Here is a 15,066-nt window from a genome sequence, read left to right as displayed (position 1 = left end):
CAATTAGTGGGAATGACGGGGGACTTCAGCCCCACGGCAACCCACCAGAAAGTCAAAGTCGCAGCCTTGATCGGCCTGCAGCACATGGTCGATGTACAGCTGACGGTAGCCGCCGACGATCAGCTTCTGCGGTGGCGGCAGCTCGGCCATGCGTGCCGCCAGCTCTGCGTCGGGGATGTCCAGGTGCAGGCGGCCATTGGCGCAGTCCAGTTCGATCCAGTCGCCTTCCTGCACCGTGGCCAGCGGCCCGCCGGCGGCGGCTTCGGGCGCCACGTGCAACACCACCGTGCCGTAAGCGGTGCCGCTCATGCGCGCATCGGAAATGCGCACCATGTCGGTCACACCCTGGGCCAGCAGCTTGGCCGGCAAGCCCATGTTGCCGACTTCGGCCATGCCCGGGTAACCCTTGGGGCCGCAATTTTTCATGACCAGGATCGAATTGGCATCCACGTCCAGTTCAGGGTCATTGATGCGCGCCTTGTACATGTCGAAGTTCTCGAACACCACCGCGCGGCCGCGATGCTGCATCAACTCGGGGCTGGCGGCCGATGGTTTGAGCACGGCGCCCAACGGCGCGAGGTTGCCGCGCAGCACGCAGATGCCGCCGTCGGCGCGGATCGGGTTGTCGAGGGTACGGATCACTTCGTCCTGGCCGTAGATCGGCGAGTCCTTGGTGTTCTCGCCCAGGGACTTGCCGTTGACGGTCAGCGCATGCGGATGCGGGATCAGGTTGGCTTCGCCCAATCGGCGCAACACGGCGGGCAGGCCACCGGCATAGTAAAACTCCTCCATCAGGAAACGCCCCGACGGCTGCAGGTCGACAATGGTCGGCACGCCGCGGCCCATGCGCGTCCAGTCATCCAGGTCGAGTTCGACGCCGATGCGCCCCGCGATGGCCTTCAGGTGGATCACCGCGTTGGTCGAACCGCCGATGGCCGCGTTCACGCGGATCGCGTTTTCAAACGCTTCCTTGGTGAGGATCTTCGACAGCTTCAAGTCTTCGCGCACCATCTCTACCGCACGCATGCCGGACATATGCGCCAGCACATACCGGCGCGCATCCACCGCCGGGATCGCCGCGTTGTGGGGCAGGGAAGTGCCCAGTGCCTCGGCCATGCAGGCCATGGTGGAGGCCGTGCCCATGGTGTTGCAGGTGCCGGCCGAGCGGGACATGCCGCCTTCGGCCGCGAGGAAATCGTCCAGGGTGATGGTGCCGGCCTTGACCTGTTCGCTGAGCTGCCACACCACCGTGCCCGAGCCGATGTCCTGGCCTTTGTGTTTGCCATTGAGCATCGGCCCGCCGGTGACGACGATGGCCGGCACGTCGCAACTGGCCGCGCCCATCAGCAGCGCAGGGGTGGTTTTGTCGCAGCCGGTGAGCAGCACCACGCCGTCGATGGGGTTGCCGCGAATCGCTTCTTCCACGTCCATGCTCGCCAGGTTGCGCGTGAGCATGGCGGTGGGGCGCAGGTTGGATTCGCCATTGGAGAACACCGGGAATTCCACCGGGAAGCCACCGGCTTCGATCACACCACGTTTGACATGCTCGGCGATCTGGCGGAAGTGCGCGTTGCACGGCGTCAGCTCCGACCAGGTGTTGCAGATACCGATGATCGGTTTGCCATGGAACTGATGGTCGGCAATGCCCTGGTTCTTCATCCAGCTGCGGTACATGAAGCCGTTCTTGTCGGCGGTGCCAAACCACTGGGCGGAGCGGAGGGTGGGCTTTTTATGAGGCATGGTGGTCTCTCTTATTGTATGACTATATGTTCTATATACGGCTAAACATAAGCGCAAAATCGAGGCTTTGGAAGAGTTGTTTTGTAAATAGTCATACTATATAGTCGGCTTCAAATGAGGTATCGCCCTGCCTGAATTTGGCCTGCGGTAACCCCGAGCTTCTATAAAAACAACAATCGGAGATCGACCCATGAGCCAGGAACTGCGGCTTATTCGGCGCATCACGCTGAAACTGATTCCCTTCCTGATCCTGCTCTACCTGATCGCCTACGTGGACCGCTCGGCGGTGGGTTTTGCCAAGCTGCACATGGGCGCCGATGTCGGCATTGGCGACGCCGCCTATGGTTTGGGCGCGGGGCTGTTCTTCATTGGCTACTTCCTGTTCGAGATTCCCAGCAACCTGATGCTCGACCGCTTCGGCGCGCGGCGCTGGTTTGCGCGCATCATGCTGACCTGGGGCGCGATCACTATCGGCATGGCCTTCGTGCAGGGGCCGCACAGTTTCTACGTGATGCGCTTTCTGCTCGGCGCGGCGGAGGCGGGGTTCTTTCCGGGCGTGCTGTACTACATCACCCAGTGGTTCCCGGTGCGCCATCGCGGCAAGATCCTCGGGCTGTTCATCCTTTCCCAACCCATTGCGATGATGATCACCGGCCCCGTGTCCGGCGGCTTGCTGGGCATGGACGGCATCCTCGGCCTGCATGGCTGGCAGTGGTTGTTCATCGTCATCGGCACGCCGGCGCTGTTGCTGACCTGGCCGGTGCTGCGCTGGCTGCCGGACGGCCCCCAGCAGGTCAAGTGGATGAGCGAGGACGAGAAATCCTGGCTCACCGGCGAGCTGAATAAAGACCTGCAAGCCTACGGCCAGACCCGCCACGGCAACCCGCTGCATGCGCTGAAAGACAAACGAGTACTGCTGCTGGCGCTGTTCTACCTGCCCGTGACCTTGAGCATTTATGGGCTCGGCCTGTGGCTGCCGACGCTGATCAAGCAGTTCGGCGGCAGTGACCTGGTCACTGGTTTCGTCTCGGCGGTGCCGTATATCTTCGGCATTCTCGGCCTGCTGATCATTCCGCGCAGCTCCGACCGTTTGAATGACCGCTACGGCCATCTCGCGGTGCTGTATGTGCTGGGCGCCATCGGGCTGTTCTTGAGTGCCTGGCTGAGCTTGCCGGTGCTGCAAATGGCCGCGCTGTGCCTGGCGGCGTTCGCGCTGTTCTCCTGCACGGCGGTGTTCTGGACCCTGCCGGGGCGCTTTTTCGCCGGCGCCAGTGCGGCGGCGGGCATTGCGTTGATCAACTCGGTAGGCAACCTCGGCGGCTATATCGGTCCCTTTGTGATCGGCGCGCTCAAGGAGTACACCGGTAACCTGGCCTCGGGCTTGTACTTCCTGTCGGGTGTGATGGTGTTCGGGTTACTGCTGACCGGCGTGGTGTACCGCGTACTGGAACGCAAGCACGTGCTGCCCACCGAACAATTTGCCGCTAGCGCCCGGGGTGCCACGCGGACTTAATCAAGGAGACATTTCATGCGTTTAGTTCAGTTTGAGTTACGCAACGGTGAGCGCCGTGTCGGCGTAGTAGAAGGCACCAAGCTGCGCGAAGTGCAGACGGCCCGCAGCGTGCGTGAACTGGCGTTGGCGGCCATCGAGGCGGGCGTCAAGTTGGCGCAGCAGGTCGACAAGTTGGGCCTGGGCGACAGCTACGACTACCGCGCATTGCTGACTGACCTGAAAATCCTGCCGCCGCTCGATCACCCGGACCCGGCCCACATGTTGATCAGCGGCACCGGCCTGACCCACCTGGGCAGCGCCTCGGCGCGGGACAAGATGCACCAGCAGGCCGGTGACGACAGTGCGATGACTGACACCCTGCGCATCTTCAAATGGGGCGTGGAGGGCGGCAAGCCCGCGTCTGGCCAAGCGGGTGTGCAACCGGAGTGGTTCTACAAAGGCGACGGCAGCATCGTGGTACGCCCGGGCCAGGCTTTCCCGGTGCCGCCGTTTGCCGAAGACGCCGGTGAAGAGCCGGAAATCGGCGGCCTCTACGTGATTGGCCACGACGGCAAACCCTATCGACTGGGCTTCGCCATGGGCAACGAGTTCTCTGATCACGTGATGGAGCGCAAAAACTACCTGTACCTGGCCCACTCCAAGTTGCGCAGTTGCAGCTATGGTCCTGAGTTACGCGTAGGCGAGTTGCCGCAGCACCTGGCGGGCACCAGCCGTATCCTGCGTGACGGCAAAGTGATCTGGCAAAACGAATTCCTCAGTGGCGAGGCCAACATGTGCCACAGCCTCGAAAACCTTGAGTATCACCACTTCAAATACAGTCAATTCCTCAAGCCGGGTGACGTGCACATTCATTTCTTCGGCACTGCTACCTTGTCATTTGCCGACGGTATACGTACTGAACCGGGCGATGTATTCGAGATCAGCCAGGCCGAATTCGGCGCGCCGCTGGTCAACACGGTCGGCAAGGCCGACGCGGTGTTCGAGCCCGGCAATGTCATCACCCTTTAAGGAGATCAACATGACCCAATTCCTCGGCCACAACTACATCGGCGGCCAGCGCAGCGCCCTCGGCGGCGTGACACTGCACAGTGTCGATGCCAGCACCGGCGAAGCCTTGCCGCAGGATTTTTTCCAGGCCACCCCCGAAGAAGTCGACGCCGCCGCCACGGCGGCCGCCGCGGCTTACCCGGCATACCGCGCGTTGAGTGCCTCGCGGCGCGCGCAGTTTCTCGACGCAATAGCCGACGAGCTGGACGCGCTGAGCGATAACTTCATCGCGCTGGTGTGCCGCGAAACGGCACTGCCCGCCGCGCGTATCAAAGGCGAACGCGGGCGCACCAGCGGCCAGATGCGCCTGTTTGCCACTGTGCTGCGGCGTGGCGATTTCTACGGCGCACGCATCGACAAAGCCTTGCCCGAGCGTCAGCCGTTGCCGCGTCCGGACCTGCGCCAATACCGCATTGGCCTGGGCCCGGTTGCAGTGTTTGGCGCGAGCAACTTTCCGCTGGCATTTTCCACCGCCGGTGGCGACACCGCAGCGGCGCTGGCGGCGGGTTGCCCGGTTGTGTTCAAGGCCCACAGTGGGCACATGGCTACGGCTGAGCAGGTCGCCGATGCAATCCTGCGCGCGGCCCAGGCCACCGAAATGCCGGCGGGCGTGTTCAATATGATCTTCGGCGGCGGCGTCGGTGAGGCGCTGGTCAAGCACCCGGCGATCCAGGCGGTGGGTTTTACCGGCTCGCTCAAGGGCGGTCGCGCCTTGTGCGACATGGCCGCAGCCCGGCCGCAGCCGATCCCGGTGTTTGCCGAGATGTCGAGCATCAACCCGGTGATCGTATTGCCGCAGGCATTGCAGGCGCGGGCGCACACCATCGCCCGCGACCTGACGGCCTCGGTGGTGCAAGGCTGTGGTCAGTTCTGCACCAACCCAGGCCTGGTGATCGGCATTGCATCGCCGCAGTTCAGCGCATTCACCCAGCAGGTGGCCAGCCTGATCAATGATCAGCCGGCGCAAACCATGCTCAACGCCGGCACCTTGAGCAGCTATGGCAAAGGCCTGGAAAAGCTGCTCGCGCACCCGGGCATCCAGCATCTGGCGGGCAGCGCTCAAGCAGGCAATCAGGCGCAGCCGCAGCTGTTCAAGGCCGACGCCCGCCTGCTGATCGACGGCGATGAAGTGCTGCAGGAAGAGGTGTTCGGCCCGACCACGGTGGTGGTTGAAGTGACTGATCAAGCCCAACTCCGCGCCGCCTTGCAGGGGCTGCATGGCCAACTGACGGCGACGATTATCGGCGAGCCGGCCGACTTTGAGCAGTTCACCGAACTGACGCCGTTGCTGGAACAAAAAGTCGGCCGCATCCTGCTCAATGGCTACCCTACCGGCGTTGAAGTCTGCGACGCGATGGTCCACGGCGGGCCCTATCCGGCCACTTCGGACGCGCGCGGCACCTCGGTCGGTACCTTGGCCATCGACCGCTTTCTGCGTCCCGTGTGCTTCCAGAATTACCCTGATAGCCTGCTGCCCGACGCGTTGAAAAACGCCAACCCGTTGCGCATCCAGCGGCTGGTCGATGGCACGCCATCGCGCGAGCCGCTGTAAAAAACAGGAGGTCACATGCCGTTTAATGCCGTTACCGCACACCGTGCACAGTTGGGCGAAGGTCCGTTTTGGGATGCGCCGACCCAGGCGCTGTATTGGGTCAATATCATCGGCAAACAGGCGTTGCGCCTGATGGACGGGCAGTTGCAGATCTGGCAGCTGCCCGAGCACGTCTCGGCGTTTATTCCCTGTGAAAGCGGCGATGCGCTTGTGACCTTGAGCAGCGGCGTCTACCGGCTCGACCTGGCGACCGAAGCGCTGACGCTGCTGTGTGTGGCCGACCCGCAACCCGGCAACCGTGGCAACGAAGCGCGCTGCGATGCCCAGGGTCGCCTGTGGCTGGGCACCATGCAGAACAACATTGGCGAGCGGGGCGAAGACCTGCCGATCACGCGACGTTCCGGTGGCCTGTTTCGCATCGACACCGATGCGCAGGTCACGCCGCTGCTGCACGGCCTGGGCATTCCCAACACCTTGCTGTGGAGCAAGGACGGCAGCCAGGTGCATTTTGGCGACAGTCTGGACGGCACGCTCTACCGGCACGTGATCCAGGAGGGCGGCCAACTCGACCCGGCGCACGTCTGGTTTGGCCCGCATCCACGCGGAGGTCCGGACGGCTCGGCGATGGACAGTCAGGGTTATGTCTGGAATGCGCGCTGGGACGGCAGTTGCCTGCTGCGCCTGACGCCCGACGGCGCAGTGGACCGCGTCATCGAACTGCCCGTCAGCCGCCCCACCAGTTGTGTTTTTGGTGGGCCCAATCTCACCACGCTCTATATCACCAGCGCCGCCAGCCCATTGGATCACCCCCTGGATGGCGCGGTATTGGCCATCGAGGTCGATGTGCCCGGCACACCCTGTCACCGCTTTGCCGGTTAAATCCTGACATTCAAAAACAACAACAAGGAGTCACCCGTATGAATCGTCGTCGTGGTTTGCGTTCCCTGTGCTGCGCCGCTGTGGCGGTGTCAGCCCTGAGCCTGAGCGGCCTGTTGCTGGCTGCTGAAGAAGTGAAGATCGGTTTTCTGGTCAAGCAGGCTGAAGAGCCGTGGTTCCAGACCGAATGGGCGTTTGCCGAAAAGGCCGGCAAGGAACATGGTTTTACCGTGATCAAGATCGCCGTGCCCGATGGCGAGAAAACCCTGGCGGCCATCGACAGCCTGGCGGCCAACGGCGCCAAGGGCTTTGTGATCTGCCCGCCGGACGTGTCCCTCGGCCCGGCCATCGTCGCCAAAGCCCGCGTCAACGGCCTGAAAGTGATTGCCGTGGACGATCGCTTTGTCGATGCCAAGGGCAACTTCATGGAGGACGTGCCGTACCTGGGCATGGCCGCTTTTGAAGTCGGCCAGAAGCAGGGCGCGGCAATGGCGGCTGAAGCGAAAAAACGCGGTTGGGACTGGAAGGACACTTATGCGGTGATCAACACCTTCAACGAACTCGACACCGGTAAAAAGCGTACCGACGGCTCGGTCAAATCCCTGGAAGATGCAGGCTTTCCCAAGGATCACATCCTGTTCACAGCCGCCAAGACCCTCGACGTCCCGGGCAGCATGGACGCCACCAACTCGGCTCTGGTCAAGCTGCCCAGCGGCGCGAAAAACCTGATCATCGGCGGCATGAACGACAACACGGTGCTCGGCGGCGTACGCGCTACCGAAACCGCAGGCTTTGCCGCGGCCAATGTGATCGGTATCGGCATCAATGGCACCGACGCCATCGGCGAATTGAAGAAAGCCAACAGCGGCTTCTTCGGCTCAATGCTGCCCAGCCCGCACATCGAAGGCTACAACACCGCGAAGATGATGTTCGACTGGGTCACCACCGGCAAGGAACCACCGAAGTACACCGCCATGGATGAAGTGACGCTGATCACCCGCGAGAACTTCAAGCAGGAACTGGAAAAAATCGGCCTCTGGAACTGAGCAGTGGCCAAACCGATGAACCATTGCTGAGCCATGCTCAGTGAGCACTGAATGTGGGAGCGGGCTTGCTCGCGAAAGCGGAGTGTCAGTCACTGCGTCTGTCACTGAACCACCGCTTTCGCGAGCAAGCCCGCTCCCTCAGTTCAATCGGCGGAGAACTTGAACACGGTGTTCTGAGTGTAGGTCTGCCCAGGGTTCAACCGGGTCGATGCAAACGTTGGCTGGTTGGGTGCGTCCGGAAAGTGCTGGGTTTCCAGGGTAAACGCGCTCCAATGCGCATACGCCTTGCCGGCCTTGCCCTTCACCGTGCCATCCAGGAAGTTGCTGGTATAGAACTGCACGCCGGGCTCGGTGGTGTAGAGCTGCAAACGTCGGCCGGAGGCGGGGTCGTGTACGTCGGCGGCGAGTTGCTTGATATCGCCTTTGGTATCCAGCGCCCAGTTGAAGTCAAACCCACCCTGTTTGGGCTCGGCGAACTTGAGCTGCGGATGGTCGTCCTTGATGTGCTGGCCGATCGGCGTGGGTTTGAGGAAATCCATCGGCGTGCCTTTGACCGGAGCCAGTTCACCGGTCGGAATCAACGTGGCATTTACCGGTGTGTAGTGGCTGGCATGCAAGGTCGCCACTTGCTTGAGGATGTCGCCATTGCCTGCGCCGGCGAGGTTGAAGTAGCTGTGGTTGGTGAGGTTCAGCACCGTCGGTTTGTCGGTGGTGGCCTTGTAGTCGATGTGCAGTTCGTTTTTATCGTTGAGGCTGTAGGTGACCTCGGTCTTCAGGTTGCCGGGGAAGCCCATTTCACCGTCCTTGGACAGGTAGCTCAGCTTCACGCCGACCGAATCCTTGCCCTTGACCGGTTCGGCCTGCCACACGTGCTTGTCGAAACCCTGAGCACCGCCGTGCAGCGAGTTGGGGCCATCGTTGAGCGGCACCTGGTAACGCTTGCCATCGAGTTCGAACGCCCCGGCGGCCAGACGGTTGCCGAAGCGGCCGATGCTCGCGCCGAAAAAGGCCGTACCGCTCTGATAGCCCTGCACGTCGTCGAAACCGAGTACCACGTCATCGACCTTGCCGTTTTTATCCGGCACTTTCAGCGACTGCAATACGCCGCCGTAAGTGATCACCGTGGCTTGCATGCCATGGCTGTTGCGCAAGATGTATTGCTCGACGGCGGTGCCGTCGTTGGTTTTGCCGAAAGGCTTGTGTTCACTGCTAAGCCCGGCGGCCTGGGCGCCACCGCTGGCAACCAGCATGGACAAGGCAAGGCCTGAAAGCAGGTGTCGAGGGTGCTTCATGGTCGAACTTCCTTTTGTTGTTTTCAGTGGAATAGTTCTACTAATGTGCGATATTTCGTCGAGTTGACAGCGAATTTATAGCCTTAAACACCAGATACGCCAAATAAAATAAGACTAATTGATCGAGGCAAGCGTTATATGAGTACTGCACACGCCGTTTATCCCGACCTGAAGGGTAAGACCGTACTGATTTCCGGAGGTGCCTCGGGCATCGGCGAATTCATGGTGCGCGCCTTCGCCGCGCAGGGCGCCAAGGTGGCCTTTGTGGACCGCGCGCAAAGCCAGGGCGAGCGGCTCGCGGCGGTGTTGAGTGCCCAAGGGCATAGCGTTGAGTTCGTGTGCTGCGACATCACTGATGAAATCGCCTACAAAGCGGCGATCGCCCGTTTTGAGCAAACGCTGGGGCCGATCACCGTGCTGGTGAACAACGCGGCCAACGACGTGCGTCATACGCTGCAAGAGGTCGATTCGGACACGTTCGACAGGCTGATCGCCGTCAACCTCAAACACGCCTTTTTTGCCGCCAAGGCTGTGGTGCCGATGATGAAAAGCGCGGGCGGCGGGGCGATTATCAACCTGGGCTCGGTCGGCTGGATGATGGCGTCGGCGGGCTACCCGGTGTACGCGGCCAGCAAGGCGGCGGCCCATGGCATGACCCGAGCGCTGGCGCGGGAACTGGGTCCCAGCCGTATCCGCGTCAACACCCTGGTGCCCGGCTGGGTCATGACCGAAAAACAGCTGGCGATGTGGGTGGACGATGCGGCCAGGGAGTTGATCAGCCGCAGCCAGTGCTTGCCAGGCAGTGTGCTGCCGGAACACATCGCCAACATGGCGCTGTTTCTTGCCTCCGATGCGTCGGCGATGTGTTCGGCACAAAACTTCATTGTGGATGGGGGCTGGGTCTAGGCCAGTTATTCGATGGGGTATTTCCTGAACGCCGGATGCTGTTCCAGCTGATTGGCGTGGCGTTGCAGGTTGGGATACGCCTGGGCCTTGAGCAGCGTCGGCAGTTTTAACTGCGTGAACGACCAGGCGACGGCCGCCGTCAGCGCGGCCTGGTTCAGGCGTTCACCGCTCGCCTGGGCCAGGTGTGTTTCCAGCAGCGAATAAGCGGCCAGCAACTGCCCGGTTACGCGATCGAGCCACGGTTCATGCAGTTTTTCTGCTGGGCGCAAGTGGTGCTCGTAGACGATCTGCACGGTTTTCTCACACGCCGCCAGGGCCAGGCCGAGCACTTGCAGCTCTTTGGCGCGTGCGCCGGCGTTGTGTGGCAGAAGTTTTTTGTCGGTCGGCGCCAGGGTTTCGAAGTAGTCCAGGATCAGGCTGGAATCCATCAGCACCGTTCCATCATCGAGCACCAGCGTGGGCGCCTTGACCACCGGGTTGATCGCAGAAAATTCAGCGTAGGTGCTGAACACCGAGAGCGACTCGTGTACGAAATCCACGCCGTACAGTTCAAGGGAAATTGCGACGCGACGAACGTAAGGCGAGTCCAGCATGCCGACCAGTTTCATGAAGCCTCCAAGGCTCTCAGGGTGTTTGGCTCAAGAGATTAAGGGCACCGGGCCGGCCTGCGCAATGGCCGCGCGCAGCGGCTGATAGGCGTGCACGAGTTGCTCCAGGCTGAACGCCAGGTTGCGCCCGCTCGGGTTGGGCAGCACCCACACCGAGGCGCCGCCCAATAGCTGCGGCTGCAGCCCCCAGGCGATCTCGCGCTGGCCGGACAACGCGCTGTAACCGACCTTGCCCAGGAACGCCACACACCGCGGCTGGCAACGACGGATCTTGTGTTCAAACGCCGTCGCCGCTTCGGTGAATTCATGTCGCGCCAATTCCCCCGCGCTCGCCGTCGGGCGCTCGACCAGGGTGGTCAAGCCGCAGTGATAGTCGAGCAGGCTGCGTGCATCCTCCGGGCGGATTTCATGCGGGGTAAAACCCGCCAGGTGCAACGTGCGCCAGAAGCGGTTGCTGCGATTGGCGAAGTGCAGGCCGAGGGCGGCAGAGCCCTTGCCCGGGTTGATGCCGCAGAACACCACGTGCAGGTGGTCGGCGAGGATGTCTTCGAGGCGGATGGCTTAATCGTCCTTGGCCAGGAGCGTGCGGGCAAACTCGTCGGAGGCGATAAAATCCAGGGTCTGGCGCAGCTGCGCCGCCGCTTCACGGCCGAACGCCTGATCAAAGCGCTCGGCCATTTGCGTCGAGATGCGCTTGGCGGCCGCGTGCGTGCGCTGGCCTTGCTCGGTCAGCAGCACGCGGCGGGTGCGGCGGTCGAATTCGTCCACGCGCAGCTCTACCAGGCCATCGCGCACCAATGGCTTGAGTGTGTGGCCCAGGGCGGACAAATCCATCACCAGGGCTTGCGCCAGTTCGCCCATCTTCGGCGTGCCGGCCTTGGCGATGCGGTTGAGCACCGCGTATTGAGTGGCTTTCAACCCGCAGGGCGCATACGCCTCGTCATAGATCTGGCCCAGGCGACGGGACGTGCGACGCACGGCACCGTTCACGCAGGCGCTGGGACTCTCGGAACAAGGCGGGGCAGATTTCAAGGGCAGATACTCTCTGATACAAAACACGACGCGGGTGATTATGCCTGCGCGACCTGTCAGGACAAGGCCTTTCAGACCGAAGATGGCTTGCAGATGAAGACTGAGACAGCTTGAAACAAATTAGTTGCGTACGCCACTAAATTAGATATCGTGGCATATGCCTCTTTGTGACCGGATGTCGTTACAAACTCCCCAGGAAACGCGTGGGGCGAGGCGGGAAAACGGCACGGCTCTGCCTGCTTGATCATCCAACCCCTGTCTGGATCACCTCCTATGCTGAGCCTCGTGCGCATCGCGTTGCGGCGCCCCTATACCTTTCTGGTATTGGCTATTTTCATCCTGATCATCGGCCCGCTGGCGGCCTGGCGAACGCCGACCGACATCTTTCCCGAAATCCGCATTCCGGTCATCGCGGTGATCTGGCAGTACACCGGCCTGCCGCCCGACCAGATGGCGGGGCGCATCACGTCGCCGTTCGAGCGCGTGCTGACCACCACGGTCAACGACATTCGCCACATCGAAGCGCAGTCGATGAATGGCTACGGCATCGTGAAGATCTTCTTCCAGCCCGGCGTCAACATCAGCACGGCCAACGCCCAGGTCACGTCGGTGTCCCAGGCGATCCTGCGGCAACTGCCGCCCAGCACCGTGCCGCCGCTGGTGCTCAACTACAGCGCCTCCACCGTGCCCATCGTGCAACTGGCCTTGTCGGGCGCGGGTTTGAGCGAGCAGCGCCTGGGCGATATTGGCCTTAACCAGGTGCGCCTGATGCTCACCACCGTGCCCGGTGCGGCGCTGCCATACCCATTTGGCGGCAAGAGCCGCCAGGTGCAGATCGACCTTGATTCGGCGCGCATGCAGGCGCGCGGCCTGTCGGCGCAAGACGTCGCCACCGCCCTGGCCACGCAGAACCTGATCACGCCGGTGGGCACGCAGAAGATCGGCAGCTACGAATTCAACCTGCAACTGAACAACGCGCCGTCGGATTTCCATGACCTGGAAAACCTGCCGATCAAGACCGCCGACGGCACCACCGTGTTGATCCGCGATGTGGCCACCGTGCGCGACGGCAACCCGCCGCAAACCAACATCGTGCACGTGAACGGCAACCGTTCGGTGCTGCTGCCGGTGCTCAAGACCGGCTCGGCATCGACCTTGGGTGTGATCGCCGGGATCAAGGAAAAGCTCGCGGACAACAAGGCCGCCTTGCCGCCTGACCTGAACATCGACCTGATCGGCGACCAGTCACTGTTCGTGCGCTCGGCCATCAGCGGCGTGGCCCGTGAAGGCGTGATCGCGGCGGCGCTGACCAGTCTGATGATCCTGCTGTTCCTTGGCAGCTGGCGTTCGACGGTGATCATCGCCACGTCGATTCCATTGGCGATCCTGGCCTCGATTGCCACGCTTTCGGCTCTGGGCGAAACCCTCAATATCATGACCCTCGGCGGCCTGGCGCTGGCAGTCGGCATCCTGGTGGACGACGCCACGGTGACCATCGAGAACATCAACTGGCACCTGGAGCAGGGCAAGCCGGTGGAGACCGCGATCCTCGACGGCGCGGCGCAGATCGTCACGCCGGCGTTCGTTTCGCTGCTGTGTATTTGCATCGTGTTTGTGCCGATGTTCTTTCTCGACGGCGTGGCGCGCTTCCTGTTTGTACCGATGGCTGAGGCGGTGATTTTCGCCATGATCGCCTCGTTCATCCTGTCACGTACGCTGGTGCCGACACTCGCCAACTACCTGCTCAAGCCGCATGTGCACGGTGAGGACGGGCACGCGCCGTCGCGCAATCCGCTGGTGAATTTCCAACGTGGTTTCGAGCGGCGTTTTGAAGGCTTTCGCGAGCGCTACCACAGCGTGTTGGACAGTGCCTTGCACCATCGCCGCACGGTGGTGATCGGCCTGCTGGCGTTTGTTGCGGTGTCGTTTGCGCTGGTGCCGTTCCTGGGCCGCAACTTCTTCCCCGAGGTCGATTCCGGGCTGATCCTGCTGCACGTGCGTGCCCCGGTTGGCACACGGGTGGAAAGCAACGCGCACCTGATCGCCGACATCGAAAACGCGATCCGGCGCAAAGTCCCGGCCAATGAGCTCAAGGCGTTGGTCGACAACATCGGCCTGTCCATCAGCGGCATCAACGTGGTGTACAACAACACCGGCACCGTGGGTTCCCAGGACAGCGACATTCAGATCAGCCTCAATGAAGGCCACCGCCCGACGGCAGAATACATGCGCATATTGCGCGAAACCCTGCCACGCGAGTTTCCGAGTGCGGTGTTCTCGTTCCCGGCGTCGGACATCGTCGGGCAGATCCTCAACTTCGGCTCGTCGGCGCCGATTGACCTGCAAATCACCGGCAATAACCTGGCGGGCAACTTCACGTACGCCAGCGCGTTGCTGCGGGATATTCGCCGGGTGCCGGGCGTGGTCGATGCGCGCATCCAGCAGTCGCGGCAATTGCCGACGTTCAATATCGACGTGGACCGCACCCGCGCGCAATTGGTCGGCTTGACCGAGCGTGACGTGACCAACAGCCTGGTGGTCAACCTCGCCGGTTCCAGCCAGGTGGCGCCGACCTTCTGGTTGAACCCGGCCAACGGCATTTCCTACCCGATCGTGATGCAAACCCCGCAGTACAGCCTTGAAAGCCTGGCGGCGTTGCACAACCTGCCGTTGAGTGGCGGCAGCGGGGCGGCCACCGACCAGACATTGGGCGGCCTGGCGAATATTCAGCGCAGCCACAGTAATTCGGTGTTCACCCAATCGGATATCCAGCCGGTGGTCGAAGTGCTGACCGCGATTCAGGACCGCGACCTCGGTGGCGTTGCCGCCGATATCCAGAAGATCATCGCCGCCCACGCCGGTGAAGTACCGACCGGCTCCAAGGTCATCCTGCAAGGCCAGGTACAGACCATGAACGCGGCGTTCAGTGGCTTGCTGTTCGGCCTGCTCGGCGCGGTGGTGCTGATCTACTTGCTGATCGTGGTCAACTTCCAGTCCTGGGCCGACCCGTTTGTGATCATCACCGCGTTGCCGGCGGCGCTGGCGGGCATCGTGTGGATGCTGTTTGTCACGCACACGCCGCTGTCGGTGCCGGCGCTGACCGGGGCGATCATGTGCATGGGCGTGGCCACTGCCAACGCCATTTTGGTGGTGAGCTTCTGTCGCGAACGCCTGGCGGTGCACGGCGATGCGGTGCAGGCCGCGCTCGAAGCCGGCTTCACCCGGCTGCGGCCGGTGTTGATGACGGCCATTTCGATGATCATCGGCATGGCGCCCATGGCCTTGGGCCTGGGCGAGGGCGGCGAGCAGAACGCGCCACTGGGCCGCGCGGTGATCGGCGGCCTGGCGTTTGCCACCGTCGCCACGTTGATTCTGGTTCCGTTGATTTTCAGTCTTGTCCACGGGCGTCGCCAGCATGCCACGCGTGCGACCACCGTTACCCAAGGGGTTTGAC

At 62.3% G+C, this 15,066-nt stretch carries 12 protein-coding genes; 7 read left to right on the top strand and 5 right to left on the bottom strand.

What is annotated here, in order from left to right:
• Positions 1-3 precede the first annotated feature (3 nt).
• Entirely contained in the window at positions 4-1,740 is a 1,737-nt protein-coding gene (locus AB5I78_RS16880; protein ID WP_369302982.1) for an IlvD/Edd family dehydratase, read from the bottom strand.
• A 190-nt stretch (positions 1,741-1,930) separates the two neighbouring features.
• On the opposite strand from AB5I78_RS16880, the gene AB5I78_RS16875 reads away from it, so the two are divergent.
• From AB5I78_RS16875 to AB5I78_RS16855, 5 genes are read left to right on the top strand one after another with little or no spacing between them, the layout of a single operon-like run.
• A complete protein-coding gene (locus AB5I78_RS16875; RefSeq protein ID WP_369302981.1) occupies positions 1,931-3,253 on the top strand; it encodes an MFS transporter in 1,323 nt (440 codons plus the stop codon).
• A 15-nt stretch (positions 3,254-3,268) separates the two neighbouring features.
• Entirely contained in the window at positions 3,269-4,261 is a 993-nt protein-coding gene (gene araD1, locus AB5I78_RS16870) for an AraD1 family protein (protein WP_369302980.1), read from the top strand.
• A gap of 10 nt (positions 4,262-4,271) precedes the next feature.
• Complete coding sequence (locus tag AB5I78_RS16865; protein WP_369302979.1) at positions 4,272-5,852, top strand: aldehyde dehydrogenase (NADP(+)); 1,581 nt, start codon at positions 4,272-4,274, stop codon at positions 5,850-5,852.
• Between the two features lie 15 nt (positions 5,853-5,867).
• On the top strand, positions 5,868-6,731 hold the full coding sequence (locus tag AB5I78_RS16860; RefSeq protein WP_369302978.1) for an SMP-30/gluconolactonase/LRE family protein: 864 nt from the start codon (positions 5,868-5,870) through the stop codon (positions 6,729-6,731).
• A 38-nt stretch (positions 6,732-6,769) separates the two neighbouring features.
• Entirely contained in the window at positions 6,770-7,774 is a 1,005-nt protein-coding gene (locus AB5I78_RS16855) for a substrate-binding domain-containing protein (protein ID WP_242198523.1), read from the top strand.
• 143 nt (positions 7,775-7,917) lie between these two features.
• On the opposite strand, the gene AB5I78_RS16850 is transcribed toward AB5I78_RS16855, so the two are convergent.
• Positions 7,918-9,066, bottom strand: a complete 1,149-nt coding sequence (locus tag AB5I78_RS16850) for an aldose epimerase family protein (protein ID WP_369302977.1) — start codon at positions 9,064-9,066, stop codon at positions 7,918-7,920.
• 138 nt (positions 9,067-9,204) lie between these two features.
• Here AB5I78_RS16850 and AB5I78_RS16845 point away from each other — a divergent pair, with 138 nt between their 5' ends.
• On the top strand, positions 9,205-9,972 hold the full coding sequence (locus tag AB5I78_RS16845; protein WP_369302976.1) for an SDR family NAD(P)-dependent oxidoreductase: 768 nt from the start codon (positions 9,205-9,207) through the stop codon (positions 9,970-9,972).
• A 5-nt stretch (positions 9,973-9,977) separates the two neighbouring features.
• Here AB5I78_RS16845 and AB5I78_RS16840 read toward each other — a convergent pair whose 3' ends face one another.
• From AB5I78_RS16840 to AB5I78_RS16830, 3 genes are read right to left on the bottom strand one after another with little or no spacing between them, the layout of a single operon-like run.
• A complete protein-coding gene (locus AB5I78_RS16840; protein WP_369302975.1) occupies positions 9,978-10,580 on the bottom strand; it encodes a glutathione S-transferase family protein in 603 nt (200 codons plus the stop codon).
• A gap of 30 nt (positions 10,581-10,610) precedes the next feature.
• Complete coding sequence (mug, locus tag AB5I78_RS16835; RefSeq protein WP_145164857.1) at positions 10,611-11,138, bottom strand: G/U mismatch-specific DNA glycosylase; 528 nt, start codon at positions 11,136-11,138, stop codon at positions 10,611-10,613.
• A 3-nt stretch (positions 11,139-11,141) separates the two neighbouring features.
• Entirely contained in the window at positions 11,142-11,558 is a 417-nt protein-coding gene (locus tag AB5I78_RS16830; protein ID WP_369302974.1) for a MarR family winged helix-turn-helix transcriptional regulator, read from the bottom strand.
• Positions 11,559-11,885: 327 nt separating this feature from the next.
• On the opposite strand from AB5I78_RS16830, the gene AB5I78_RS16825 reads away from it, so the two are divergent.
• Complete coding sequence (locus AB5I78_RS16825; RefSeq protein ID WP_369302973.1) at positions 11,886-15,065, top strand: efflux RND transporter permease subunit; 3,180 nt, start codon at positions 11,886-11,888, stop codon at positions 15,063-15,065.
• The last annotated feature ends 1 nt before the right edge of the window (position 15,066 follow it).

Source organism: Pseudomonas sp. N2-3-1-14, assembly GCF_041228395.1.
Classification (GTDB): Bacteria; Pseudomonadota; Gammaproteobacteria; order Pseudomonadales; family Pseudomonadaceae; genus Aquipseudomonas.
The sequence above is the reverse complement of the archived record's forward strand: the minus strand, read 5'-3'. Positions and strand labels throughout refer to the sequence as shown.

Coding starts and splice junctions, on each gene's coding strand:
- AB5I78_RS16880 (WP_369302982.1), bottom strand. CDS start 1,740: ATGCCTCATAAAAAGCCCACCCTCCGCTCCGCCCAGTGGTTTGGCACC.
- AB5I78_RS16875 (WP_369302981.1), top strand. CDS start 1,931: ATGAGCCAGGAACTGCGGCTTATTCGGCGCATCACGCTGAAACTGATT.
- araD1 (WP_369302980.1), top strand. CDS start 3,269: ATGCGTTTAGTTCAGTTTGAGTTACGCAACGGTGAGCGCCGTGTCGGC.
- AB5I78_RS16865 (WP_369302979.1), top strand. CDS start 4,272: ATGACCCAATTCCTCGGCCACAACTACATCGGCGGCCAGCGCAGCGCC.
- AB5I78_RS16860 (WP_369302978.1), top strand. CDS start 5,868: ATGCCGTTTAATGCCGTTACCGCACACCGTGCACAGTTGGGCGAAGGT.
- AB5I78_RS16855 (WP_242198523.1), top strand. CDS start 6,770: ATGAATCGTCGTCGTGGTTTGCGTTCCCTGTGCTGCGCCGCTGTGGCG.
- AB5I78_RS16850 (WP_369302977.1), bottom strand. CDS start 9,066: ATGAAGCACCCTCGACACCTGCTTTCAGGCCTTGCCTTGTCCATGCTG.
- AB5I78_RS16845 (WP_369302976.1), top strand. CDS start 9,205: ATGAGTACTGCACACGCCGTTTATCCCGACCTGAAGGGTAAGACCGTA.
- AB5I78_RS16840 (WP_369302975.1), bottom strand. CDS start 10,580: ATGAAACTGGTCGGCATGCTGGACTCGCCTTACGTTCGTCGCGTCGCA.
- AB5I78_RS16825 (WP_369302973.1), top strand. CDS start 11,886: ATGCTGAGCCTCGTGCGCATCGCGTTGCGGCGCCCCTATACCTTTCTG.